The organism is Paenibacillus xerothermodurans, assembly GCF_002220865.2.
Lineage (GTDB): Bacteria > Bacillota > Bacilli > Paenibacillales > NBRC-103111 > Paenibacillus_S > Paenibacillus_S xerothermodurans.
The window spans coordinates 525,128-551,167 of sequence record NZ_NHRJ02000001.1; the positions used below are offsets into that span (position 1 = coordinate 525,128).

Annotated in this window: 22 protein-coding genes; all 22 read right to left on the reverse strand. The window is 51.5% G+C overall.

The genetic code is table 11. The features are described from left to right. Positions 1-6 precede the first annotated feature (6 nt). The 22 genes from pgeF to CBW46_RS02520 all read right to left on the reverse strand — a co-directional run bounded on the left by pgeF (position 7) and on the right by CBW46_RS02520 (position 25,894). Complete coding sequence (gene pgeF, locus CBW46_RS02415) at positions 7-861, reverse strand: peptidoglycan editing factor PgeF (RefSeq protein WP_089198411.1); 855 nt, start codon at positions 859-861, stop codon at positions 7-9. Positions 862-1,008: 147 nt separating this feature from the next. Further along, a complete protein-coding gene (locus CBW46_RS02420) occupies positions 1,009-1,308 on the reverse strand; it encodes a YlmC/YmxH family sporulation protein (protein WP_089198412.1) in 300 nt (99 codons plus the stop codon). A 189-nt stretch (positions 1,309-1,497) separates the two neighbouring features. After that, positions 1,498-2,280 carry an RNA polymerase sporulation sigma factor SigG gene (gene sigG / locus CBW46_RS02425; protein WP_089198413.1) on the reverse strand — a complete coding sequence of 261 codons (783 nt, stop codon included), beginning with the start codon at positions 2,278-2,280 and terminating at the stop codon, positions 1,498-1,500. 167 nt (positions 2,281-2,447) lie between these two features. After that, the gene (sigE, locus tag CBW46_RS02430; RefSeq protein WP_089198414.1) at positions 2,448-3,170 is read right to left on the reverse strand and encodes an RNA polymerase sporulation sigma factor SigE; all 723 of its coding nucleotides are present in this window, start codon (positions 3,168-3,170) and stop codon (positions 2,448-2,450) included. Between the two features lie 65 nt (positions 3,171-3,235). Further along, positions 3,236-4,153: a sigma-E processing peptidase SpoIIGA gene (gene spoIIGA, locus CBW46_RS02435; RefSeq protein WP_089198415.1), complete on the reverse strand. Its 918-nt coding sequence runs from the start codon at positions 4,151-4,153 to the stop codon at positions 3,236-3,238. Between the two features lie 227 nt (positions 4,154-4,380). Then, a complete protein-coding gene (gene ftsZ / locus CBW46_RS02440) occupies positions 4,381-5,502 on the reverse strand; it encodes a cell division protein FtsZ (protein ID WP_089198416.1) in 1,122 nt (373 codons plus the stop codon). Between the two features lie 40 nt (positions 5,503-5,542). Continuing rightward, positions 5,543-6,796 (reverse strand): cell division protein FtsA, encoded by a 1,254-nt coding sequence (gene ftsA / locus CBW46_RS02445; RefSeq protein WP_089198417.1) that lies wholly within the window; start codon positions 6,794-6,796, stop codon positions 5,543-5,545. Between the two features lie 186 nt (positions 6,797-6,982). Then, positions 6,983-7,930 carry a cell division protein FtsQ/DivIB gene (locus CBW46_RS02450; RefSeq protein ID WP_089198418.1) on the reverse strand — a complete coding sequence of 316 codons (948 nt, stop codon included), beginning with the start codon at positions 7,928-7,930 and terminating at the stop codon, positions 6,983-6,985. A gap of 225 nt (positions 7,931-8,155) precedes the next feature. Then, positions 8,156-9,424, reverse strand: a complete 1,269-nt coding sequence (gene murA / locus CBW46_RS02455) for a UDP-N-acetylglucosamine 1-carboxyvinyltransferase (protein WP_089198419.1) — start codon at positions 9,422-9,424, stop codon at positions 8,156-8,158. 15 nt (positions 9,425-9,439) lie between these two features. Next, the gene (gene murB / locus CBW46_RS02460; protein ID WP_089198420.1) at positions 9,440-10,345 is read right to left on the reverse strand and encodes a UDP-N-acetylmuramate dehydrogenase; all 906 of its coding nucleotides are present in this window, start codon (positions 10,343-10,345) and stop codon (positions 9,440-9,442) included. 229 nt (positions 10,346-10,574) lie between these two features. Then, entirely contained in the window at positions 10,575-11,639 is a 1,065-nt protein-coding gene (locus tag CBW46_RS02465) for an undecaprenyldiphospho-muramoylpentapeptide beta-N-acetylglucosaminyltransferase (protein ID WP_089198421.1), read from the reverse strand. Between the two features lie 38 nt (positions 11,640-11,677). After that, positions 11,678-12,775 carry a stage V sporulation protein E gene (gene spoVE, locus CBW46_RS02470; RefSeq protein WP_089198422.1) on the reverse strand — a complete coding sequence of 366 codons (1,098 nt, stop codon included), beginning with the start codon at positions 12,773-12,775 and terminating at the stop codon, positions 11,678-11,680. 54 nt (positions 12,776-12,829) lie between these two features. Beyond that, the gene (gene murD / locus CBW46_RS02475) at positions 12,830-14,254 is read right to left on the reverse strand and encodes a UDP-N-acetylmuramoyl-L-alanine--D-glutamate ligase (RefSeq protein WP_089198423.1); all 1,425 of its coding nucleotides are present in this window, start codon (positions 14,252-14,254) and stop codon (positions 12,830-12,832) included. Positions 14,255-14,257: 3 nt separating this feature from the next. Beyond that, positions 14,258-15,220 (reverse strand): phospho-N-acetylmuramoyl-pentapeptide-transferase, encoded by a 963-nt coding sequence (mraY, locus tag CBW46_RS02480; protein ID WP_089198424.1) that lies wholly within the window; start codon positions 15,218-15,220, stop codon positions 14,258-14,260. Positions 15,221-15,369: 149 nt separating this feature from the next. Beyond that, positions 15,370-16,773, reverse strand: coding sequence for a UDP-N-acetylmuramoyl-tripeptide--D-alanyl-D-alanine ligase (locus CBW46_RS02485; protein WP_089198425.1), 1,404 nt, complete (start codon positions 16,771-16,773; stop codon positions 15,370-15,372). After that, a complete protein-coding gene (locus tag CBW46_RS02490) occupies positions 16,766-18,259 on the reverse strand; it encodes a UDP-N-acetylmuramoyl-L-alanyl-D-glutamate--2,6-diaminopimelate ligase (RefSeq protein WP_089198426.1) in 1,494 nt (497 codons plus the stop codon). The genes CBW46_RS02485 and CBW46_RS02490 overlap by 8 nt, the downstream gene beginning before the upstream one ends. 83 nt (positions 18,260-18,342) lie before the next feature. After that, the gene (locus CBW46_RS02495) at positions 18,343-20,298 is read right to left on the reverse strand and encodes a stage V sporulation protein D (RefSeq protein WP_089198427.1); all 1,956 of its coding nucleotides are present in this window, start codon (positions 20,296-20,298) and stop codon (positions 18,343-18,345) included. Between the two features lie 125 nt (positions 20,299-20,423). After that, positions 20,424-22,760 carry a peptidoglycan D,D-transpeptidase FtsI family protein gene (locus tag CBW46_RS02500; RefSeq protein ID WP_089198428.1) on the reverse strand — a complete coding sequence of 779 codons (2,337 nt, stop codon included), beginning with the start codon at positions 22,758-22,760 and terminating at the stop codon, positions 20,424-20,426. A gap of 33 nt (positions 22,761-22,793) precedes the next feature. Further along, entirely contained in the window at positions 22,794-23,213 is a 420-nt protein-coding gene (ftsL, locus tag CBW46_RS02505; protein WP_089198429.1) for a cell division protein FtsL, read from the reverse strand. A 72-nt stretch (positions 23,214-23,285) separates the two neighbouring features. Beyond that, positions 23,286-24,236 (reverse strand): 16S rRNA (cytosine(1402)-N(4))-methyltransferase RsmH, encoded by a 951-nt coding sequence (gene rsmH / locus CBW46_RS02510; RefSeq protein ID WP_089198430.1) that lies wholly within the window; start codon positions 24,234-24,236, stop codon positions 23,286-23,288. A gap of 30 nt (positions 24,237-24,266) precedes the next feature. Continuing rightward, positions 24,267-24,704: a division/cell wall cluster transcriptional repressor MraZ gene (gene mraZ, locus CBW46_RS02515; protein ID WP_089198431.1), complete on the reverse strand. Its 438-nt coding sequence runs from the start codon at positions 24,702-24,704 to the stop codon at positions 24,267-24,269. Between the two features lie 134 nt (positions 24,705-24,838). Continuing rightward, positions 24,839-25,894: a DUF4349 domain-containing protein gene (locus tag CBW46_RS02520; protein ID WP_165842176.1), complete on the reverse strand. Its 1,056-nt coding sequence runs from the start codon at positions 25,892-25,894 to the stop codon at positions 24,839-24,841. Between the last annotated feature and the right edge of the window lie 146 nt (positions 25,895-26,040).

A 26,040-nucleotide genomic window follows, 5' to 3' on the forward strand; every position in this document is an offset into this window, starting at 1 on the left:
TCACCTCTATTCATACAAACCGATCCAAGCCGCCATTCTTCCTGTTTTCCCGCCTTCCTTGCGGTGCGAAAAAAACAGATCGGTGCGACAGCTTGTACACAAACTACTTATTTCGATATTGGTCGGCACAATTCCTGCTTTTATCATAATTTGTCGATTTAATTGTTGCAAGCTCAACTTATATTTACCGTTCGGCAAGGTTTGGTACACGGGTAGGCTCTGTGTCTGGTCGTTGCCTATGCTCAGGGCAAGCATCGTCTCGCTGACACGTGAAATAACGGTATCGTCGACCTCATAACAGCAGGACTGAATCGACGGTCCGATGGCAGCGTACAGCTGGTTTGCTTGAGTGCCATAAGCAACTGACATCGCTTCGACCGTCGTTTTGGCGATCTGCAGAACCGTGCCTTTCCATCCTGCGTGGGCCAGCCCGACCGCCCTATGCACAGGGTCATAAAAATACAACGGCACGCAGTCGGCAAACATCACGTGCAAAAACACGCCGGGCTCGTTCGTAATAAACGCATCTTTGGACTGCAGAGCACTCTGTCTGGAATCAACACCTGCTCCCGCATGCTGCTTGGTTACGATCTGTACTTCATTACCGTGCACCTGTTCTCCGTAAGTGCATGCATCCAGCCCGATCTGCAGCGCCTCAGCCAATCGTGCGCGGTTCGCCACCACCGCAGGCGGTGCATCGCCCACGTGAAGCCCGCAATTGAGACTGTCAAAGGGATACTCACTGACTCCGCCTCGGCGCGAAGTGAATCCGACGGTGAGGCCCGCATCGCGGCCCCTCCAGCTCTTGATATACAGCAGCTCGCTTCCGTTCCGTTCAGTTTGCAGCACAAACGGTTCCATTCACGCGTACTCCTTTCACATCGTTTCCCACGATGAATCCACTTTCCAACAGTATACATGATGTGAGCGAATACGGCATCCCCCTAGCATTTGTACCACAGCCTCGTTTGCATGCGATATTTTTGTTTACTCGTCGCAATGCAGTTTTCAGCCCCGGTATTGCCGGTTATATTCGTGAACTGCCTCAGTCTCATCCTGCTGACGAAAACTTCGCACTTCATCGATTTTGACTAACACAACATCCATGCCGATCTTCACGATATGGCTCCAAGGAATAATCACATCCGCGGCGTTGCCGAACAGGCCGAACAAACGGTTCCCGTTCGGAACGACAATCGATTCGATCTTCCCGTTGCGCAGGTCGAGTTCCAGATCGCTGATTTGGCCTAATTTTTTACCATCCACAATATTGATTACGTCTTTGGTTTGAAAATCTGATATTTTCACGCTGTACCACCACGTATTCTTATGGAATCGTTCGCACTGCTACTTCTATATGTATGTTGAAGCCGGGCGAAATGTCCATCTTGACAAGAAAAACTTCTGATGCACCGTGATGTCTGCAATGAAACATAAACAGACCTGCGGACGTGGTGGCAGCCGCGGGTCTGGTGTATTTTCGTATGGAGGTGATCGTTAATTTTTAACGTGCTTCTGCATTTGTAAAATAGCTGATTTTTCCAACCGGGATACTTGGGCTTGCGAAATACCTATCTCGTCCGCAACTTCCATTTGTGTTTTTCCATCGAAAAAACGCATGGATAAAATCATTTTTTCCCTGTCATTGAGCTTGCGCATCGCTTCCCGCAGGGCAATGCCTTCTATCCATGAAACATCCTTGTTGCGGTCGTCGCTGATCTGATCCATCACATATATCGGGTCACCGCCGTCATGGTAAATCGGTTCGAACAAAGAGACGGGATCCTGGATCGCATCCAATGCAAACACAACGTCTTCCTTCGGCACATTTAGCGCTTCGGAGATTTCATAAATCGTCGGCTCCCGCGAATTCTGGTTGGTCAGGCTGTCCCGCACCTGCAGTGCTTTGTAGGCTATATCTCTCAGCGAGCGTGAAACACGAATGGGGTTATTGTCACGCAAATAGCGGCGAATCTCTCCAATGATCATCGGCACCGCATAAGTCGAAAATTTAACATTTTGTCCCAAATCAAAATTATCAATTGCCTTCATTAGTCCAATGCAGCCGACTTGAAACAGGTCATCGACAAACTCGCCGCGGTTATTGAATCGCTGAATCACGCTTAAAACCAGACGTAAGTTGCCATTGACTAACTTCTCTCTCGCCGACCGTTCATTGTTAGTTTGCAGCTGGACAAATAATTCACGCATTTCCACGTTAGTAAGAACAGGAAGCTTCGCCGTATCCACACCACAAATCTCGACTTTGTTTCGGGTCACTCTGACTACCTCCCAAGGAGAAACATTAATGTTAATTATCTCCTCGGCAAGCTTTTTTATGCGTACGATCCGGACAGCCGGCGGGTGTACCACCAGCGGCGGCAGGAGCAAATCCAGTCGTTGCAATAAAGGATTCGCTTACATTATTTCAGAAAAATTTTTTCGCTTTACACCATTTTATTGAACTCTTTTCGCAGCCTTTTGATGATGCGTTTTTCCAAACGGGAAATGTAGGATTGTGAAATGCCAAGCATATCGGCAACGTCCTTCTGGGTCTTTTCTTCACCATCGTGCAGCCCAAAACGCAGCTCCATGATCGTCCGCTCCCGTTCTGACAGCTTATCCAACGCCTTATGCAGCAGCTTCCGGTCAACCTGTTCTTCGATGTTGCGGTAAATGGTATCATTTTCTGTGCCGAGCACGTCGGATAGAAGCAGCTCATTGCCATCCCAATCTATATTTAACGGTTCATCGAAAGACACTTCGGTGCGGATTTTGCTGTTGCGGCGAAGGTACATCAATATTTCGTTCTCGATACAGCGGGATGCGTAAGTGGCCAGCTTGATCTTCTTCTCTGGATCGAACGTATTCACGGCCTTAATCAGCCCAATCGCCCCGATCGAAACCAAATCTTCTATGTTGATGCCTGTGTTTTCGAATTTTCGCGCAATATAAACAACCAGACGCAGGTTTCTTTCGATCAGCATGGCCCGTATAGCCGTATCCCCAGTGGTGAGCTTTCCAAGCAAATATTCTTCCTCTTCGCGGGTCAGTGGAGGAGGTAGCGCTTCACTTCCACCGATATAGTAGATTTCCTCCCCTTTGAGTCCAAAAAACATCAGAAGACGGAAATAGTAAATTTGCAGAATCAGCTTCCACTTCACGAGCATTGTCGTTCCTCCTATACGTATTGGTTTCTCTGCGCTGTTGTCATGAGTTTCTTTGATCGCAATTGCTATCCCTGCAGCAAACTCGGATGAATTATCGCTTGATAAGCGTTATCACTGCTTAATTTGCCTCCGTCGAGCCCGATCAGCACCTTCGCAGCTTCATATTGTTTATCGTTGTGTGTGATAATGACACGATCCGGTTTAATTGCTAGCATGAATTGCGTGGAGCGGTTGACGCCGCGAAAAGGCACCAGACGCAGCCGATCCTGCCATTGAAATTCGCCATCCCCCACCGTGCTTAGGATTTGATCAACTTGCGACTCGGCAATAAGCCTTTTCCACGTATGCGGGATGTTATCCTCCCATTGGGACAGCTCCATCACCATGACCGGTGTTCTGGTGAGCGGATCGTAGAGTTGGTTCCCCGTGTCAATCAGACCGGAGCAGCTGGCAGCAAAGGCGTCAATGTGCACATCCACTTGAGCAATATACGAGGCCATATCTGCCTGCCGTTCAGCCGATTGATGCACACGCCGATATAGCCAAACCGCAAACAACAGCATGACAAAAACAAACAGCAGTCCGATATGCAGCTCGTGCCGGACGCCGCCGGATTGCGTGAACAGAATTCCGTTCATCACATCACTCGACGACATCCACAAGTAATGCACACCCAGTATCGAACCCGCAGCCGCGAAATTGACGATATAAAACGCACCGACATTTCTTAAAAAATACTGCAGCCCTCCGAACCCGAAAGCTATCAACAGCATACCTACCGACAACAGAAATTTCACACCGAACGTGAATAAAAAAGACAATGGTGGAAAAAACATAAAGATAACATATCCGCCCCCGACACAAGCGGAACATATGACCCGCCACCAACGAAATTGCAGCTTGCGTGCCTTGGCGGTAGTCCACAGCAGCGCACCGTCGATGAGCACATTCACGAGGAAAATGATATCTGCGTAAACTATCATCTTCCACTTCCCTCCATGGAGCTCGCAGGCGTTGTTTTGGCCTTTCCTCAAGCTGCAGCCACATTCGCGAATGAGACAAGTATATATGAAGCGTCTTTCAAAGTCTGTCTAAACTTGCCGATTGTTTGTCACTAGTTTTGTCAGATGGTGGTGGCCGCGCGGCAGCAAACAAATACCCAACCGGGCCATGTTCTCCGATTGGGTATTATTAATTTGTATTGAGTTGGTTACTTGTCCAAGCTGTTTTTGCCGCGGTTGCGTAAAAATGTCGGGATGTCCAGTTGGTCGCCGGATGGTTGTCCCCCGAACGGACGCAAGTTATTGACGCGGTTGTCAGTGGATTCGGTCGACTGGGATAACCCCGCCGGCTTGCGTGCAGGCTGCTGAGCTTGAGCCTTATGCTCGAAGCCTGTGGCTATAACCGTCACCTTAATTTCATCCTTAAACGACTCATCTATTACGGCACCGAAAATCATATTGACTTCGAGATCCGACGCGGAAGCCACAATATCGGCCGCTTCATTAACTTCATACAGCGACAAATTGGCGCCGCCTGTGATGTTCATCAATACACCGCGTGCTCCATCGATAGACGTTTCTAGCAGCGGACTTTGGATAGCCTTTTTGGCCGCTTCCGCCGCACGGTTTTCGCCCGTTGCTTCGCCGATCCCCATCAATGCAGAGCCGCGCTCGGTCATAATTGTCTTGACGTCTGCGAAGTCCAAGTTAATCAGTCCGGGAACCGCAATCAAATCGGAAATCCCCTGTACGCCCTGGCGAAGAACATTGTCCGCCTCACGGAATGCCTCAAGCATCGGAGTTTTCTTATCCACAATTTCTAACAATCGATCGTTTGGAATCACAATAAGCGTATCCACTTTTTCCTTTAGTGCCGTTATCCCCTGCTCCGCTTGAGAAGCGCGCTTGCGACCCTCGAATGTGAAAGGGCGCGTTACTACGCCGACCGTCAACGCTCCGCATTCCTTAGCGATCTCAGCGATAACCGGCGCTGCACCCGTTCCGGTACCGCCGCCCATGCCCGCTGTAACAAACACCATGTCCGCGCCCTTTAGCGTGTTCAAAATCAGTTCTCTCGATTCTTCAGCCGCCTTTTTTCCCACTTCCGGGTTCGCACCTGCCCCTAAACCGCGAGTCAGCTTGTCGCCAATCTGCAATTTTTGGTCCGCTTTCGATGTATGAAGAGCTTGCGCATCCGTGTTCACGGTAATAAACTCTACGCCTCTCACTCCGTTTTCAATCATTCGGTTCACCGCGTTACTGCCGCCACCGCCGCAGCCGATCACCTTGATTTTGGCCAGATGATCCAAGTCCATATCAAATTCAAACATAGCCTTCTTGTTCCCCCTCATTGAGCTTCGTAAGTCAGGATTAAATAAATTCGCTTAACCAATTTTTAAAACGTTCCATGACCGAAGGTTTCTGTTCGCCGTTGGGTGCTGGCGGCTTTTTGTTCACAGCCGCTTTCTTGTTAGCACTGGTCGTTTGTTTTGAAGATTTCAAGTATTTGTAAGCGTATTGAATGATACCTACTCCGCTTGTAAAAGAGGGATCGCGTACGCCAATGAAATCTGGAACTGCGATGCGCACGGACGTGGCGAGCATCTGCTGAGCCACTGCCAGCATTCCGGGCATGGACACCGTGCCGCCGGTTAGAACATACCCGCCTGGCAGTTCACTATAGCCCAGCCGCTGCACTTCCGCGCGGATGAGATGAAAAATTTCCTGTACGCGCGGCTCGACAATATTCGCCAAATCGACCTGAGAAAATTCCTTATCCACGTTACTCCCAATTCGATTCACTTTGAATACTTGGTCCGCTGCGGCGTGTTCTATTTCGGCACAGCCGAATTTCAGCTTGATTTTTTCAGCGATATCCAACTGCGTGCGAAGACCGATAGAAATATCGTTGGTGATGTACTCGCCGCCGATGGGTAAAGTGGACGTCGCCACCAAATTGTTTTGTTCAAAAATAGCAATCGTGGTTTGACCGGCGCCGATGTCTACCAGAACGGTACCAATCGCCTTCTCGTCCTTGGACAAAGACAGGTGCCCTGCCGCCAGTGACATTAAAATAAGCCCTGACACTTTGACTCCTGCTTTCTCAACCACACGAAGCAAATTATGTATGGCTGTTTTCGCACCGGTGATGATGGTGGCTTCCACCTCTAGCCGGACTCCTATCATACTGCGCGGATCATGGATTTCATCCAAGCCGTCTACCAAATATTGGTTCGGGACAACGCCGATAATCTCTCGCTCCGGGGCTAACGGAATAACCTTGGCCGCCTGAATGACGCGCTCGATGTCCTCATCCCCGATTTCACGATCTTCGTTCGATACTGCTACTACGCCATGGCTGGATTGCAAAGCGATGTGGTTCCCGGAAATACCGACGTAAACCTCTGCTATTTGTATACCGACCATGCGCTCCGCATGATCGATAGCATTGCGGATAGATTGAACGGTTTGATCGATATCTACAATAGCACCCTTACGAATGCCTTCCGAGTCGGCAGATCCAACCCCTATTATATTAATGGCGCCGTTTACGACTTCCCCAATAATAGCACGAACTTTGGATGTACCGATGTCCAAACTAACAATGATGTCATTGCTGCTCAACCCTTGGCACCTCCTGCGACTTAAAATAGATATATGTGCTTAAAAAATAATAAAAGCTTTTCTACATATTCAACGCGATTAGGAATTTCCCTCTTTTTTTGAAAAGTTTTTTCATCTTATTAGACAAATTGCGCATAGCACAACAATTCTATCATTAATTTATAAGATTGAGTAGGGCTCGGTTGATTAATCTCCCTGGTGGGCATCTGTTGATGCTGCATTTTCGTCAGCAGCGGGCGGCTTTGTCGTTTCGCGTGTCGTCTCCTCACTCGAGTGTTGATCGCTCGATCCGGCGGAGGCCCCTTTCGGCTGCTGATACGTGTTGTCATCCTGCACTGCAGTCTCCTGCGAGCCGGAGTCCGCATCGGTAGTCTGCGGCTGCTCCACTGCAAACGGAGCGTGCGTGTCCGCTTCCAAAAGCGTCAATACGCCGGTGTTGATCTTCTTTTCCTTCAGATTTGCAATGTAAGAGTCCAGGTATTTCAGCTTGTCCGGCAAATAACCAATTGTGGTTATCACTTCAAACTGAGAGCGTGTGTACAGTTTAATCCTGTCAGGATACGACTCAGAGGGATCCGGTTTAATCTCAGATACGTCGGAGAACTGCACTGAGGGGATGGAGCCCAAAGTCTTGCACAATTCAGCTTTTAAATTCTCGCTGCCCGACCAACCGGACAAAATGGGTTTGTCCAGGATAAAATTCATTTGCTCCGTGACGGCCATTACGCTGCCGTCGGCCAGTATCGCCTCCGGCTGGTTGTTTTCGCCGAATTGATAGGCGACTTTAGGAAACTCCTTCACCTTAACGCGAATGACTCCGGGAAAATGCTTGGTGACCTCAGCCGACTCTATCATTGGCAGGGTCTGCACTTGATTCTCGATCGTAGACGAAGAGACGGAGAAAAAATGATCCCCAGGTTTGACCGCGGCAGCTTGTCCGATCGTCTCGGCTGTCAACAATTCCTGGCCTTGGATTTCTATACTTGAAATTTTGCTGAAGGAGGATTGAAAAAATAGCACACACAGCAATGTGATAAAGAACAAAAATAAAAATGCCAGTAATTTCTTATTTGCGCGGCTGGGCGTCTTCGGCTTGGACTTGGGTATGACGGGCAATCTTTCTTCTGCTCGCAAGGTTGTCCCTCCTAACAGTTTCTGCGAGAACAAAAACTATTTTGTGAGCGTAGGGCTCGGCTGTCTGTCGGAAGCCTCCTTCACCAGCGTACGCTGCACTGGTCGAAGGACCCTGCTTCGTGGGCTATGTAAACCGCTGATTCCCCCTTTTCTGAAAGAGGGATTTTTCAGCGGCAATAATCATAATCATAAAAGAGGTATAAGTTCTTCAATCTACTAACAAACTCATTCGGTAGGCACAGGCATGGTGCGTTGAATATTGGCTCCCAAGTGGTTCAGCATGGCCTCAATGCGGTCGTAGCCGCGATCGATATGATGAATTTGTTCAATTACGGTCGTGCCTTGAGCGGCTAATCCCGCGATTACCATCGCTGCTCCCGCCCGCAGATCAGTGGCCTCCACCGTCGCCCCATACAATCTTGGCACTCCCCGGATGAATGCCGAGTTCAAGTCAACTCGAATGTCCGCTCCCATACGGCACAGCTCGTCGACATGCTTGAATCTGCCCTCAAACACAGTTTCCTTCACAATACTCAAACCGTCGGAGAGAGAGAGGAGCACCATGATCTGTGATTGCAAATCGGTGGGAAAGGCCGGGTGCGGAGAAGTTACGATACGGTCGACGCATTTGGGACGACCCATCGAGCTCACGTTTATTATATCACCGTCAATTGTAATTTGAACACCCGCGCGCTTCAGAACGTGAATGGCGGAAGTTAAATGCGCTGCACATACATTTTCCAATGTTACGTTACCCCGGGTCGCGGCCGCCGCAATCATCATTGTGCCGGCCACTATACGGTCGGGAATAATCCGGTAAGTACATGGAGTTAATTCCGATACGCCTTCAATGGTAATCGTATCAGTTCCCGCTCCAATGATTTTGGCACCCATCGTGTTCAAAAAATTTTGCAGATCCTGAATTTCAGGCTCTCTGGCGGCGTTGGAGATGGTTGTCATACCTTCTGCCATGGCAGCGGCCATCATAATATTCTCTGTGGCCCCCACGCTGGGAAAATCGAGTACGATTTCGGCTCCCTGCAACTGCTTGGCCGTGCAAATTATTGTGTTGCCGGACTCCGTGATACTAGCCCCCAAGGCGGAGAGCCCTTTCAGATGTAAATCTACCTTTCTCTCACCGATGGCGCATCCGCCCGGCTGATAGACTTGAACATTGCCGAAACGGGCGAGCAGCGGGCCCATCAAAAAAATGGAAGATCTCATTTGACTCATTTGGCTTTCCGGAATATGGTACGAATTCGCCGTCGACGTATCGACAGTGACCGTGCCTTCCGAGTGCTCGGTCTGGCAGCCCAGCGCGTTCAGTATATTTTGCATGACCTGGATGTCTGACAGATTGGGCACGTTATGAATCCGCACTGTGCCTTCAGCCATCATTGCCGCCGCCATTATGGGCAGCGCAGCATTTTTCGCACCATGAATCCTGATGGCTCCCGATAGAGGTCTCCCACCTTCGATAACCAACTTTTCCAAAGTCCCACCTCCGATTTACCGCTCCCCCACCACCAATACTTCAGGAACCAGCTTCACGCCCCGAGATGCCATGACGCTGCGCTGTACTTGCTCGATGAGGGTGAGCACGTCGTTAGCTGACGCTTGCCCGGTGTTGACGATGAAATTGGCGTGCAGCTGCGAAACTTCCGCGCCGCCGACCCTGAGCCCTTTCAGTCCCGCCTCTTCAATGAGCTTGGCTGCAAATGTCCCTTCCGGGTTGCGGAACACGCTTCCTGCGCAAGGCAATGGTAGAGGCTGCGTACGCAATCGTCGGTCCTTGTACGCTGCCATCGCTCCGGCGATTTCCTTGCGGTCGCCGAACTGAAGCTGGAACACCGCTTCGGTCACTATGCCAGGCTTTTTTTGTAAAAGGGAGTGCCTGTAGGCATATTCAAAATCGGCTTGCTTTAACGTCGCCAACTCTCCTGTCGGGAGCAGCACTTCAGCACTTATGAGTATGCGTGACACATCAGACCCGTGAGCTCCAGCGTTCATGTAGACGGCGCCTCCCACCGTTCCCGGTATACCTCCCGCGAACTCCAACCCGGTCAACCCTGCCTTGCCTGCCATGGCGGAAAGTTTAATGAATGAGTAAGCACCTCCGACATAGACCACATCGCCTTGAAATCGGAGCGTCTCGAGACCCGGTCCCAGCTTAAACACCGCACCGCGTATCCCTTTGTCTGAGACAAGAACATTGGAACCGCGTCCCAGAACCGTCCATGGCACATGATGTTGACCGAGCAGTTCGACTGCGTCAACCAGCTGTTCTTTGGTTTGCGGGATTATCAGCACATCGGCCGGTCCCCCGATTTTCCAAGTGGTATGAGGCGCAAGCGGTTCGTTCAAGTGAAATTCACCGAATTCGCCGCTTTGCAATTTTGTAATGACCTGTTGCATGGGAAACCTCCTTCACAGAACCTTCGGGCCTCCTATCCCGGCGCACAGCCGGAACCGGAGTAGCGCAGTGCTTGCCTCATTAAGGGAATAGAGTCTTCTATCACACCCTTGCGGAAGCCGCCTGCAGCTTTGTCGAGTGTCTGTCACGGTTATAGTGTAGTTTATGTGAAATCGGATAGAGTGTGACAAACGCCTATTAGTTTCTCCGACCGGTTATCGTGTCGCAGGACTATGAACTGCATTGCTGCACCAGTTGTATAATGGTGTCTACGGCGTTAGTTTGTTCGGCGAGACGCATTTGGCTTGTCATCTGTTGTCTGTTGTCGTAAACAGTGAGAGCACCCTGTGTCAAGTTGTCAGCATTGAGATTCTCTTCATGGAGGACCTGTGCGTAACCGAGTTTTTCGAACGAAGCAGCGTTCAGCAGCTGATCGCCCCGGCTGGCTTGTCTTGTAAGCGGTATGAGAAGCATCGGTTTACCCAACGCTAAAAATTCGAATATGGAGGTCGCCCCGGCGCGGGATATGACAATGTCGGTCATAGCCAGTATATCCGCCAGCTCGTCATTAACGTATTCAAACTGCTTGTAACCGCGCCGAGGGGCTAAGGATTTGTCAATCTGTCCTTTGCCGCAGATATGTACGATCTGGAACCTTTCCAATAAGATATCAAGCGACTCGCGCACAGCGGCATTGATCTTTTGGGCGCCCAAACTGCCCCCCATGATCAGCAGGACCGGCTTTTGTTGGTGAAAATCGCAAAGAGCGTACCCCCGTCTCGGTTCGCCCCGCAGAATGTGCTCACGTATCGGTAAACCCGTGCATACGCCTTTGTTACCCTTAATATAATGCAGTGACTCTGGAAAATTCACGCAGATTTTGGTCACGAACGGAATGGAGATCCTGTTCGCCAGCCCCGGGGATATATCGGATTCATGGCTGATGACCGGGATACGATGTAACCAACTGGCCAGTATGACCGGCACGGTGACGAAGCCGCCTTTAGAGAACACGATGGCGGGCTTGATCCGCCGAAGAAGCATGTATGCCTCGCCGATACCTTTGACTACTTTAAACGGATCTTTGAAATTTTTCAGATCGAAATATCTGCGCAGCTTGCCGGATGAAATATGATGAAACGGAATGTTCGCATGCTCGATGATTTCCCGTTCGATGCCTTCCCTGGAGCCGATATACTCCACGTCCCAGCCCTGTTGCTTCAGCTTAGAAATGATGGCGAGATTGGGTGTAACATGGCCTGCCGAACCGCCTCCGGTAAAGACGATCTTTTTCAAATTATCACCTCCGGTGCAACCGCACGCTTCAGGTGACGTCACCTCGCGTAGCGGGATATGTTTAACAGGATGCCGATGGAAGTCAGCATTAACGTTAAGGATGATCCTCCGGCGCTTATCAACGGAAGTGTAATACCGGTCACCGGGAACATGCCAATGACAACCCCGATGTTAATTACTACTTGAACGGCGATCATACCGACAATGCCGGTGGCGAGAAGGCTGCCGAAAGTATCCGGAGCCGTAATCGCCGTGCGCAGCCCTCGCCACACCAGCAGCATAAACAGAATAAGGACGAACGAGCCGCCGATGAAACCCAGCTCCTCAGCGATGATGGAGAAGATGAAATCAGTTTGCGGTTCGGGCAAATAGCTGTATTTTTGCCTGCTCATGCCGAGCCCGAGTCCCACGAGCCCGCCCGGCCCGATCGCATACAGCGACTGAATCGCCTGATAGCCGGCGCCAAGCGGATCCTGCCAGGGGTCAAGGAATGCGGTGATCCTTTTGAGCCGGTAAGGAGCTGCGATAATCAACCCGACAAAACCCGCCAGGCCGAACAAGCCCAGATAGGATAAATGCGACAGGCGTGCGCCGGCAGTGTAAATGATGAGAAGAGACGCACCGACAAGCACAGCGCCCGTCCCTAAATCCGGCTGCAGCATGATCATGCCGAACGCCACTCCCACTAAAGCCAGCGGTGGAATCAGACCTTGAGTAAACAGCGTAATTTTATTTTGTTGCTCGGAAAGCATTTTAGATAGAAAGAGAATCATACCGATTTTCATAAATTCGGACGGCTGAATTCCGAACGAGCCTATACCGAGCCAACTACGCGCTCCGCCCCGGACCACGCCAATGCCCGGAATCAGCACGGCCACCAACAATATGAAGCATACAATCAATCCAATCTTCGAATACCTCTTCCAAATCCAATAATCCACGTTCATTGTGAAAAACATGGCGACTACACCGAGTACGGCAAACAAAAGCTGCCTTTTCAAATAATAGTACCAATCGCCAAACTCATGGAACGCGAGCACCGCACTGGCGCTGTACACCATGACCACACCCAGAGTCAACAGCCCCAATGTACATGCCAATATTGTTACATCCGGCGCAGAACGTGCTTTCACCATACATGCCACCTCAACCTCAAAAAGTGATGGTGGGTGGGCTTGTATGCCCCCCTTTTACAGGTTATGCACGGACTGCTTAAACATGCTTCCCCTCACCTCATAAGAAGGGAACATATCCCAGCTGGCGCACGCCGGTGAGAGCAGTATCACATCTCCGTCCTTGGCCATAGCCACCGCTTCGCGCACAGCCTGGTCCACCACATCCTGCACATCGTTAGCAGTATCGACGGTTTTCACACGGCTCATGCCTGCCAGCTTGGCGATGTGCGTTATTTTCTCTTTGGTTTGGCCGATCGCAACGAGACCCTTGACCCGCTCCTTAAACACTGGGAGCAGTTCCGAATAGTCCGCGCCCCGATCGAGACCGCCGGCTATCAAGATGATGTCCCGTTCCTCAAACGACTCGATTGTTTTGATCGTGGCTGTGGCATTGGTTGCCTTTGAGTTGTTGTAAAACACGACACCGTTCTTTGTGGCTACGTGCTCGAGCCGATGTTCGACCCCCCGGAAATCGCGCAGCACTTGAGCTATCATTGGTATCGGTACTCCAAGGGTGATTGCCGTGGATGCCGCCGCAAGGGCATTCTCCACGTTAAAGGTTCCGGGAATGCCTAGCTCTGATACGGCGAGAATATTATGTAAGACACCCCGTCGATCGCCATATACGAGGGACCGCTCAGCCGCAGGCACGTCGTGATTCGCGTAGGAAGGCAGCACATACAAGCCAAACGAGAGCTCCTCCTGTATGGAGAATGGCAGCACGGAAGACTTAACCTGCGCCGCAATTCGGCGGCAGACGGGATCGTCCCAATTCAATACAGCGGTGTCGTCCGCAGTTTGGTTGGCAAATAGTTTTGCTTTTGACTCAATGTAGTCATCCATAGTGCCATGGTAGTCCAAATGAGTTTCGTATAAATTAAGCAAGCACGCGATGCGTGGCCGGAATGCGCCCGTTCCCTTTAGTTGAAAACTGCTGAGCTCAGCCACCAGCATATTGTCCGGCTGAGCCTCAAGCGCCGCTTCGGTTAATGCACGGCCGATATTTCCGGCAACGATGGGCTTCAATCCGCCCGCCTCCAGCATCAAGCCGATCCACGTGGTCGTTGTGGTTTTACCGTTCGAACCGGTGATGCCGATGATCGGTGCTTGACATACAAGGTAGGCGACCTCCACCTCGGTCACCACCTCGATCTGAAGCTCCGCCGCACGTTGGATGGGCTCAATCGCATATGGAATCCCCGGATTTTTCACGACCAACTGCACGCGTTCATCGATTAAATCAGACGGATGGCCGCCGCAAATAACAGAAATACCCAGAGCCGTTAATTCTTCGGCCTCAGGGCATAAGTGCAGCTCCTTTTTATCATTTACGGTGACTATGGCGCCGAATTCGTGAAATAATTTCGCGACGGCAACGCCGCTGCGGGCCAAGCCGAGTATGACTACATGCTGGCCGCGGTAAAATTGGGGGTGGTTCATCTGCTATAACACCTCGTTTATATAAAGTCCGATTCCGGCGAGCACAATGCCTGTTGCCCAAAACGTGATAACAACACGCCATTCGGACCAACCGACCAGTTCAAAGTGATGATGAATCGGGCTCATTTTGAACACTCGTTTTCCTCTTGTTTTAAAGGATATGACCTGAATCATGACGGACAGCACTTCTACAACAAACACGCCGCCGATCAAGATCAGTAAAATTTCAGCCTTCGTCAAAATGGCCACCAGTGCCAAGCCCCCGCCAATTCCGAGTGACCCGGTATCGCCCATAAATACCTTTGCCGGGTGCGCGTTGAACACGAGAAAACCAAGCACGGCGCCAACCATTGCAGCTGAGAAAATGGCTACATCCGGCTCCGTCGAATTGAGCGCGACAATAGCGTAAGCGCCGAACGCGACAGCGCTCGTGCCCGCCAACAAGCCGTCGAGGCCATCGGTAAAGTTGACGGCGTTGGACGTGCCAAGCATCATGATGACGACGAACGGGTAATAAAACCAACCCAAAGGGATTGTGTAATCGATAAAGGGGATACGCACATCCGTGCTGTGTCCGATTTTGGCCAGAAGCAAGCAGACGATGATTGACACAATCAACTGCCCCAGCAGTTTTTGCTTCGCAGTCAAACCGAGCGAGCGCTTGAGCAGGATTTTGATGTAATCATCCAGAAAGCCAACCAATCCATAGCCGAGCGCAGCCACCAGAAGAATGACCATCTCCATGCTCCTGTCGGCGAATCTGAGAACAGCCAGAGCCAACGCGAACAGAATGATGGTTCCACCCATCGTCGGCGTACCGGCTTTCTTCAGGTGGCCCTGGGGGCCGTCGGTACGAATTTGTTGACCGAATTTCAATCTTCTTAAAAGCGGTATAAATAATGGCCCCATGATGAGAGCGAGCAGGAATGCCGCACCCATAGTAATCATGACCACGCTAAAATCCACGGTTGTGTCCCCCTACCAACTTTCCGGCCGGAAAGTTACTTTCAAAAACATTATTCTAAACTCCAGTTACCGGGCAAGTGCGCATACTTTTGGCGACAAGTTAGCCTTGCCAGGAAAGTTCTTATCTCTTGCTATCTGCAAAGAATTTACTAGGACTGCTGAAGCAATGTCACGACCTGTTCCAGCTTCATACCGCGAGAGCCTTTCACCAGTACAATATCCTCCGGAGACAGCCAGCCCGCGAGCGCGTGAGCAAGGGCGGTTTTATCTTCACATACCTGTACGCTGTCGCGCGGATACACTTTGGCTGCTTCTGCTGCCAGCTCGCGTGACAACGGTCCAAAAACATAAATCCGATCAATCTGCTGCGGATCAAGCATTCGGCCGATATCGCGGTGAAACTCGGATTCTTGTTCGCCCAGTTCCAGCATATCCCCGAGCACGGCGACTTTCCGCTTATAGCCCGGTAGTTCCGCTAAAAGATTGAGCGCTGCTCGCATAGATGCCGGACTGGCGTTATAGGCGTCATTGAGTATAGTAAGACCCGAGCGTGCCTTTACCAGCTCTATGCGCATGCTTGTCATGACACTTTCCCTAAGCCCCTTCGCAATCTCGGCGCCGGCAATTCCGAAATGAACGCCGACCACGATGGCCGCGAGTGCGTTAATCACGTTATGAGAGCCAAGCAGCGGAATATAAAATTCAACTTCGGACAGTTGGTTTAGGGTGAAATGTGTGCCGGCAGCATCCATTCTCGCTTCCGTCGGGAACCAATCATTGCCCGGTTGAGCGCCGAATCTGATGCGATGATAGCGGGTCGCCGATATGGCACCGGGCCGTTCCCATTCGGGCAGCACTTGTTCAATGAGCGGCTCGTCGCCGTTGTACACCAATGTGCCGTCCTGCTTAAGCCCCGCCAAAATTTCTGTCTTGGCCCGCGCTATTTCATCCCGGGTGCCAAGCTGCAGTAAATGCGCTTCTCCGATGTTAGTAATTACGACGATCTCAGGCTGCGCGAGCTCGGATAGCAACCGGATTTCGCCACGTCCGCTCATGCCCATTTCAAGCACGGCAATCTCGGTGTCTTCATCTAACTCCAACAGAGTTAAAGGAAGGCCGATGTGGTTATTATAATTGCCGAACGTTTTGTGCATCTTATAAGAAGTGTTCAACACGGCAGCAGTTAAATCCTTCGTGGTTGTTTTACCATTGCTTCCAGTTATGCCCACCACCCGCACATGCAACTGCTCACGGTAAGCTTTCGCCAGCTCTTGGAGTGCGGTCAGAGTGTCTTCCACAAATATTAGCGGAACACCCCGGGGTGGATTCGTATGATCTCTCTGCCACAAAGACGCGGCGGCACCCTTCGCCATGGCCTGCTCAACAAACTCATGGCCGTCAAAAGAGTCTCCGATGAGAGGTACATATAAATTGCCGGGTTCAATGGTGCGCGTGTCTTTGGATACTCCGTGGATGATAACATCGGCATTAGCACCGAGCGAGATCGTCCCTCCAGCCATGGCAGCCACTTCGGCGTAGGTTCGTTTAATCACGGTATCGTCCCCTTATTGCTTCCTTAGCCACGACGCGGTCATCGAAATCATGCTTCACACCCATGATCTCCTGATACGTTTCGTGCCCTTTGCCCGCTATCAATACTACATCCTTCGGCGATGCTTCGGCAATCGCTTTTTGAATGGCGGCTCTACGGTCAACGATTAACTGATACCGATCCCGCGGCACGCCGGCCGCGATAATGCCGGGCTCGATATCTGCCAAAATGGCCGCAGGATCCTCCGACCGCGGGTTATCCGACGTCACAAACAGCAGGTCGCTGAATCGCGATGTCACTTCCCCCATTACCGGCCGTTTCGCCCGATCTCTGTCCCCTCCGCAACCAAACACGCAAAGAATGCGCCCTTCGCAGAACTGGCGTATCGTCGCTAACGCATTTTCCAGTCCGTCGGGGGTATGCGCATAATCTACGAGTACGAGAAACTCCTGTCCCGCCTGTACGACCTCCATACGCCCGTCGACGGTCTGTATCTCTTCCAGACTCGATCTGATCGCTTCCAGGGATATACCCTCGAGCAGCGCAGCGGTGACCGCGGCCAACGCATTGTATACGTTGAATTTGCCAATCAGCTTCGTGCGGAATTCCAATGTCCCTGCGAACGTCACACAGCGAAATTCGGTGCCGTGCGAGGTCATCCGGATCGCCTCCGCCCGCACATCCGCTTCGTTATCAATGCCGTAAGTCACCACCTGAGCGGCAGTCATCCCGGCAAAGTCATCCGAGGCGGCATCATCGGCGTTGAGCACGGCATATCGCCGCTCATCGGCGATTGCCGAATATTCGTTGCCGAGCCGGGAGAACAGCAGTCCTTTGGCTGCTTTATAGCGTTCCATCGTGCCATGGTAATCCAAGTGATCCTGCGTCAGATTTGTAAAAACGCCGGTGCGATAACGGCAGCCGTTGACACGGCCTAGATCAAGACCGTGGGAAGACACTTCCATAATACAATAGTCTACTTTATTGTCCGCCATCCGTCGGAGTATTCTCTGTAATTCCAGCGCTTCCTGGGTATTTGTGGCGCTGTTAGGTATACGCTCAGATCCTATTTTTATTTCAATGTTTCCCATAACGCCCGTAGCAAAGCCTTGATCGCTTACTATTTTTTCAAGCAAGTAGGTGGTTGTCGTTTTTCCGTTAGTGCCCGTAATGCCGATTAGTTTCAGCTCACGGCTCGGGTACCCGTAAAAATGAGTGGATATGACAGCCATGGCGAACCGCGAATCCTTCACCACAAGCTGAGGCACATCCGCCTCCACTTCATGCTCGACCACCAACGCCACCGCGCCCCGCTGCACGGCTGTAGCTGCAAATAAATGTCCGTCGACCGTTAGCCCGGGGATGCAGATGAACAGATCGCCCGCCTGCACCTTTCGGGAATCGGTTTGTATACCGGAAAATGGCGTCTTTCCATCACCTATAATGCGGCTGACCGCAAGCTGGGAAGCCAGTTCTTTTAGCTGCATGGGTTCCCCTCCGTTTTTTACACATGGTATCTATTATGGACAAAAAAAACGCCGCTGAAAAGCCCATTTTTATACCGTTGAGATTAATTACCAGTCGGCGGCTGCGGGGGGACACTGTTTGGGTCGCTATCCGACAAGTACACACGGATGGTTGCACCTCGCTCGATGCGCGTACCTGCTTTGGGCACCTGATTCACTACGTACTTGCCGGCCCCCGATTTCGCCAGCAAAAAATTGGAATTTAGATCTTCATAAATATCTGTGACGCTCATGCCCACTAAGCTAGGCACCTCGACCACCGGCGTATCGCCGTACACATACTTCTTGTTCAGCTGGTCCTGCCGCGGAGGCACCTTCATGTATCGCAGCGCCTCTTCCATAATGTTCTTCACGAGCGGCGCCGCGATCAAGCCGCCGAATTGGAGGCCTTTCGGATTGTCGACAGCAGCGTACACTACAACCTTCGGATCATCGGCCGGCGCAAAGCCGATAAACGACACAATGTGCTCATTCGCTGAGTATCGGCCGTTGATAACCTTTTGCGCGGTACCTGTTTTACCTCCCACACGATAACCGTCAATGAAAGCATTACGGCCGGTGCCGTTAGCGACGACGCTCTCCAGCGTCTCCCTCACCTGCTTTGACGTCTCCTCTGAGATAACTTGACGCACCATCTCCGGTTTAACAGCCTCCGCCATGTCCCCGGTCACTGGATTATACCAAGCCCGCGCCACATGCGGTCTATAGAGCTTACCGCCGTTAATCGCGGCTGATACGGCTGTGATTTGTTGAATCGGCGTCACCGACACGCCCTGTCCGAACGATGTCGTGGCCAGTTCAACCGGCCCTACGCGGGACAGTTTGAACAAGATCCCGTTCTCTTCGCCGCCCAAATCTATGCCGGTTTTTTTACCGAAGCCAAAATTATGAATATACTCGAATAATTTCTCCTTGCCGAGCTTCTGGCCCATGACTACAAAACCCGGGTTGCAGGAATTTTCGACCACTTGAAGGAATGTCTCGCTGCCATGACCGCCTCTTTTCCAGCAGCGCAGACGGGCGCCAGCAACCTGAATAAAACCCGGGTCACTGAACGGATCGGTGAGATTCACCTTTTTCTCCTGTAATGCAGCGGCCAAAGTAATGATTTTGAAGGTGGAACCAGGCTCATATGTCATCCAAATAGGAAGATTGCGGTTGAATGTCTCCTTGGGAAAATCGCGGAAATTGCCGGGATCATAGCCTGGCCGTGCACCCATTGCTAATATCTCGCCGTTGTTCGGATCCATCATTATACCGATGGCATGATTGGCTTGATATTTCACCATTGTCTGGTCGAGCTCCCGTTCCAATGCCGATTGCAGATGGCTGTCGATGGTTAACTGCAAATTCATCCCGTCCATCGGCTGGACATAAGCATCGGATGAGCCCGGCATCTGGCGGCCTGCGGCATCCGACAAAAAAGAAATGCTGCCGTTCAATCCCGTGAGCTGTTTGTCGTACTTCAATTCTATGCCCGTCAAGCCTTGATTATCAATGCCGGTGAATCCAAGAATATGAGCGGCCAAGCTGCCGAATGGATAGCTGCGCTTGTTATCCTCAGCCACAACAATACCGGGCAGATTCAGCGCACGGATTTCTTGGGCTTTCTCCTGCGTAATCTTTCGTCCGCCCGGTTGTATGCGAATGATCAGCTGGCGTTTTGTAATCTGCTGGTACACAGTCTCCGCCGGCACCTGCAGTGCTTTACCAAGCTGGGCCGCCGTTGATTGGGCATCTTTGACTTGTGCCGGAATAGCCATAACCGTCGGTGAGCTGACATTATAAGCAAGCCTGACGCCGTTACGGTCCAAAATTTCTCCGCGCTTCGCTGCAAAAGGAATGTTGCGCCGCCATGAATTCTCCGCTTTTTCCGATAATTCAGGCCCTAGCCATATCTGCACATAACCAAGCCGCACGATCAATGCGAGGAACAGAATGGTTCCTACAATCAGTGCGGCGAATAGTCGACGACGAACCGTTACATTTGATGCCCTCATGGCCGTTTCCCCCTCCCGGTGGTCTGGGAGTCTGTCCGACGCAGGCGGCTCCCTGTTGCACGGACAAACTCATAGATAGTTTCACATCCAGATTATTCGGGACAAACAGGGGTTAGAACAAGCCGTCACTCCGATGGGATATCTTTTTCGGTTTCCTGTTGATCTGCAGGCTGCTTTTCCGTATTCTGTTCCGTCGTGTTGTCGGACTCGGCAGACGCAGCGGATGGCGTGTTCTTTTCCGCCGTGCTGCCGGTCCCGGTGGAAGCAGCGGACGGCGGTGACTGTATGAACTCATTGTAGGGTTTCAATTCCAGCGTCAGCTGCCTATCTTCCCCGGTGCCGCTCACCGACTGGGAGGCGACATAGCCTTCGCCGACGGACTGACATTTCAGCTTCATAAATGAGCAGACTTCCAAGGCATCCCGCAGTGATTTTCCCGTCAAATTCGGGATGGCCAGGTCGCCGCCTTCCTGCAGCACTACATATATTCGTTCGGCACTGCCGATTTGAGTACCCGGCGCCGGTGTTTGGCTGACCACCTCGGAACCTTTGCCAACGGTTTCCACTGTCAGCCCGTACTTGCTCATTGTGCTTTTTGCTTGCTCTACTGTGTGACCGGTCAAATCAGGCATCGTCGGCACCGTTTCTGCAGCGGCAGCTTCCGTTTGCTGGGAGGAGTAAGGCACCCCCATATAACGCAGTGCTTGTGACACGATCTCCTTGAATGCCGGCGCGGCGACGTTGCTTCCCTCATGCCAATCACCGCCCAAGTCGGGCTCATCGGCAATGACGGTAACCAAGATTCGCGGGTCCTCCACGGGAGCAAACCCGATGAACGAAATCACCCATTTGCCCTCAGCATAGCCTTTACCACCGGGATCAACCTTGTTCGCCGTTCCCGTTTTACCCGCCACGCGATACCCGTCAATATATGCATTTTTACCGGTGCCGATCTCTTTGTCACTTACAACCTGCTCCAAGTATTCGCTCACCTGGCGTGCAGTTGACTCTGACACGACCTGGCGTACCGCCTTGGGTTCGAAAGACTCTATCACTTGCTTCGTTTTGCTATCATAGATTTCCTTCACCACATGCGGCCACATCAGCTTGCCACCGTTAGCAATCGCCGCGTAAGCAGCCGTTTGTTGTATAGCGGTGACTGTTAAGCCTTGGCCATACGTTGCGGTGGCGAACTCAGACGGATACCTCATTGGTATCATACCGGCGACCTCACCCGGCAAGTCGATGCCGGTCTTTGCTCCGAAACCGAATTTGTCTATATACTCTTTCAATTTTTCTTGTCCCAATGTCTCATAGCCCAGCTTGACAAAAGCAACGTTACTGGACCGCTTCAAGCCATCCAAGTATGAAATCTGGCCCCAGCCAGATGTCTTCCAGTCATGCAGTCTGCGCCCTGGCACCTGAATAGAACCGGATTGATAGCGCGCATTCGGATTGAACACACCCTCCTCCACAGCCGCGGCCAGGGTGACCAGCTTAAACGTCGAACCCGGCTCGTATTGCGAAGCCACTCCGTTGTTGATAAAATCGGCTTGACTTTTGGTTTCCCAATACCGGTTGGGATTGAAATTCGGCATGCTTGCCAGCCCCAATATTTCCATTGTTTTGGGATCCACGGCAATAGCCGTTAAGCTTTTCGGATGATACTTCTCATTCACCTTTTCCAAGGCACTTTCAATGTAGTATTGGATGTTTTTATCAATGGTTAATTTCACGCTGTTGCCGTCCACAGCCGGCTGATAATTTACTTTACCACCAGGAAGCTGCACACCGTAGCGATCTTTTTCGTAGCTGAGCTTGCCCGGCGTACCGCTCAAATAGGAGTTGAATTTCGTCTCGAGCCCCATGACGGGCTTCCCCTCTTTATTGCTGAAGCCTAACACGTGTGCAGCCATATCGTTGTTAGGATAAAACCTTTTTTGGTCTCGCTGCAGTATGATGCCCACATTTTGCAAGCCGGTCAACTTTTTTAACTCTTCTGCAAACGCACGCACCTGCTCAGCCACCTCTGCGTCAATTTTCCAGCCCTCGTTGTGGATCTCCACCTGCGGATAGGGCGTGCCGTTTTTTCTTGTGGCATTCAAACGGGTCCGTATTTTTTCCTCCAAGGCAGCGAGCTCCGCCGGATCATCGGATGTTTTGATAATCGCAGCCAAGCCTTTGACCACCTGATTCTCAAGATTTTTCTTTTTGATTGTTTCGGGCACCAAGGCGATCGTGAAGGCAGGAGCATCCTCCGCTAAAACCTTATTGTTGCGGTCCACCACAGAGCCGCGAACGGGCTCAAGCACCTCTTCTTCTTCCCAGCGTAGCTGGGCCTCAGACAGCAGGCCCGCGCCCTGAACAACCTGCACCCAATATAACCGGCCGACTAATGCAACAAAAAGGAGGGTGAATACCCCCCCTAGTAAAAGCGATCTGAGCTTGGCTTTTTTGTTCATAATTGTTCCTCTCTCCCTCAGATAATTGCGAAGTTAATCCGCTTTTGTCTGTTGGTCCGCGGCAGCACTCATCGGGGCGTCGACTTTCGCAGGCACTTTACTGATCTGCTTGTCATCCGCCGGCACCATACCGAATTTCAGCGCCTCCTGCTTCAACCGGTCGGGAACGGAAAGCGACTCTATTTTGTGCTTCAAAACACTGTTTTCCGCCTGAAGCTGTTGTATATCTTGCTCGATCTTCAAAACTTTAGTGTTCATTTCATAAATTTGGGCATATCGCCAAATGATGACGCTTGCCACAACCACGCAAACAAGCACTGTGAACAAATACAGCAGCTTTTCTTGCACCGGAAGTGATTTATTGCGCTGAACGGCCTTTTTTGTTTCCTTGACCGTTACCTTCTGCCCGGTTTTTTGCTCAGCAGCCAGGCTACCATGTATGTAAGCAGGCATCTTTGGTTCCCCCTTTATACAGATGAGTTCTGCATTGAATGAGTTCTGGCATCTGAAGCTTATGTTTAAAAGTTACAGCTTTTCAGCGATTCTCAGTTTTGCCGATCTAGCCCGCGGGTTCGCTTGCAGTTCTTCCTCTCCCGCTTCAATCGGCTTGCGGTTCACGAGTTTCACCACACCTTTGCTTTGGCACACACACATCGGGAGATCAGGCGGACACGTGCAGCGTTCAACATACTTGGCGAACGTTTGTTTACATATCCGATCCTCTAATGAATGAAATGTGATCACCGCAGCTCTGCCTCCGGGAGCCAAACACCGAATGGTTTGTTCGAGCGCTTCTGCAAACACGCCTAATTCATCATTGACCGCGATGCGAAGCGCTTGAAAGCTTCTTTTGGCCGGATGCGGCCCGCTGCGGCGTGCGGCGGCAGGTATGCTTTCCTTAATCAGCTCAACCAGTTGTGCTGTCGACTCAATGCTGCCCTTGGCGCGGGCTGCGGCAATATTCGCGGCAATACGCCGTGCAAATTTCTCTTCACCGTATTCAAACAATATTTTAGCGATCTCTTGCTCGCTCCAATTGTTTACAATGTCTCTCGCCGTCAGTTCAGCGGAACGGTCCATCCGCATGTCAAGCTCCGCATCCTGGTTATAGCTGAATCCCCGCTCAGCTTCATCCAGCTGCGGCGACGAGACGCCAAGATCGAATAAAACCCCATCGACTTGCGGCCGTCCATCACGCATTGCCCTAGGCTCCAAGCGGAGCTGCTCCTCCAGATGCCGAAAATTACTGCGTACCAGCTTAACCCTGTCCATATATGGGGCGAGTCTGGTGCGTGCATGCTCCAAAGCCGCGTCATCCTGATCAAATGCAATCAATAAACCATGCTCGTTTAATTTTGAGGCAATGCGCGAGCTGTGGCCTGCGCCTCCCAACGTACAATCCACATAAACGCCATCCGGCTTGATGTTCAAGCCTACGATAGCTTCTTCCATTAACACCGTCACGTGATGAAACATGCGCCATCCTCCTGTATCCATGTCGCGCCACTATAAGTCAAAGTCGAAATCGACAAGCTTCTCGGCGATCTCGTTGAACGATTCCTCCGATTGTTGGAAATAGTTTTCCCACATTGGCTTGCTCCAAATCTCTACCCGATTAGAAACGCCGAGGACGATGCAGTCTTTTTCCAATTTTGCATAATCGATGAGGTTGTTCGGCAAATTTATTCTGCCTTGCTTGTCCAGCTCGCACTCCGTCGCCCCGGAAAAAAAGAACCGGGTAAACGCCCGCGCATCAGACTTCATCAGCGGCAGCGCCTTGAGCTTCTGCTCCAGCACTGTCCATTCCTGCAGCGGATAAACAAACAAACACTGGTCTAAGCCGCGGGTGACAATGAAGGTGGATCCCAGAGATTCACGGAACTTAGCCGGCACAATCATACGCCCTTTGTCGTCGATGCTGTGCTGGTACTCGCCCATGAACATAGAACCCTTCACCCCTTTCCACCACTTTACCCCACTTTCCACCACTTGTACAGGTTAAATTCTCCACAAAAAAGAAAAATCCTGCTGTAGATCGCAGGATTCACACACAATATTTTTTCAATTTTTAGCCGCTGTCAATCTGCATTTTTTGACAGATTAGCGTCGGATTCGCTATTTTCCGCCGCTAATTTTTGACGAATTTCGACGAGTTTGCGCTGTTTGTTTCGACGCAGCAGCCACAGTGGAACGCCGATCACCGCAACCACGAGCGCAATCGGCAGTATCGCAGCCAGAGCGACCACAATCCATTGGAAAACCAGCATCATCACCGCCGCACTGCCGTTCAACGCGTCCGCTGCACGTTGAAACAAGGGTCCCCTGTCCTCAGCGTTTATTACGGCCGCGGAGCCCAACCTCTGCGTGACACGAACCTCGATGGTCGAATAAGCGACGTTCTGCTCCAGATATCGTATCCGTCCTTTCAGCCGTTCAATCTCCTCCTGCACCTTGCCGAGCTCATTCGAAAACGCCAACAGCTCATCGGTTTTCGACGCTTTCTCCATGAATGAGATCAGTCTGGCCTCCACCACCTGCTTAGCTGTCAACCTGGCGGACAAATCGACATACTCTTCCGACACATCCTGTCCCTCCATGCTTTTCTTGGCGGAAGGATGGATTTGCTCCAGTTGGGCGAGAAGAGAGCTGAAGCCAGCCGCTGGCACTTTGAGCACGAAGCTGCCGCTGTTTTCAGCGGCGGATTCATTTTCGTTGAACTGAAGCACATAACCGCCGGATCGACTGACAACCTCCTGGATCTGCGCCTGCGTCTCCTCGTAGTTCTCCACCTGCAAAGTTACGTGCGCTTTGTAGATGATTTTTCTGCTAATCGCGTCCGCCGCATTCGTGCCATTGAAGCTGTCCGCAGCCTGCGATGCCGTGTCCGCTCTGCCTTCAGACGGCGCTTCCGCGGCGGAGCCTGTTGGCGCTGTGCCCGCTGCGATGTCCGGCGCCGGCACGGCGGTATTGGCCGCTTTGTCGCTGGACGGTGCGCTCAGCTGGTCAACGCTTTGAGAATTGGCTGCATCCTCACTGCTGGACGACGCTCCGCATCCGGATACAAGGACTGCTATAACCCCGAGCATGGCCGCCCGCTTCGAATGATTCCCCCATGCCAACCATCTGTATTTCATTAGCAACCCCCTCATCCCTTTCATGCTCATCCCCCTTTTTATATGAAGTGCCGAGCGGCATGTGTGCACAGCCAAACCGCGCTACACCTTAAACGAGGCGGCAAGTGGGATTGTTGCATAAAATTGGAAAGAACAAAACAGCTGCA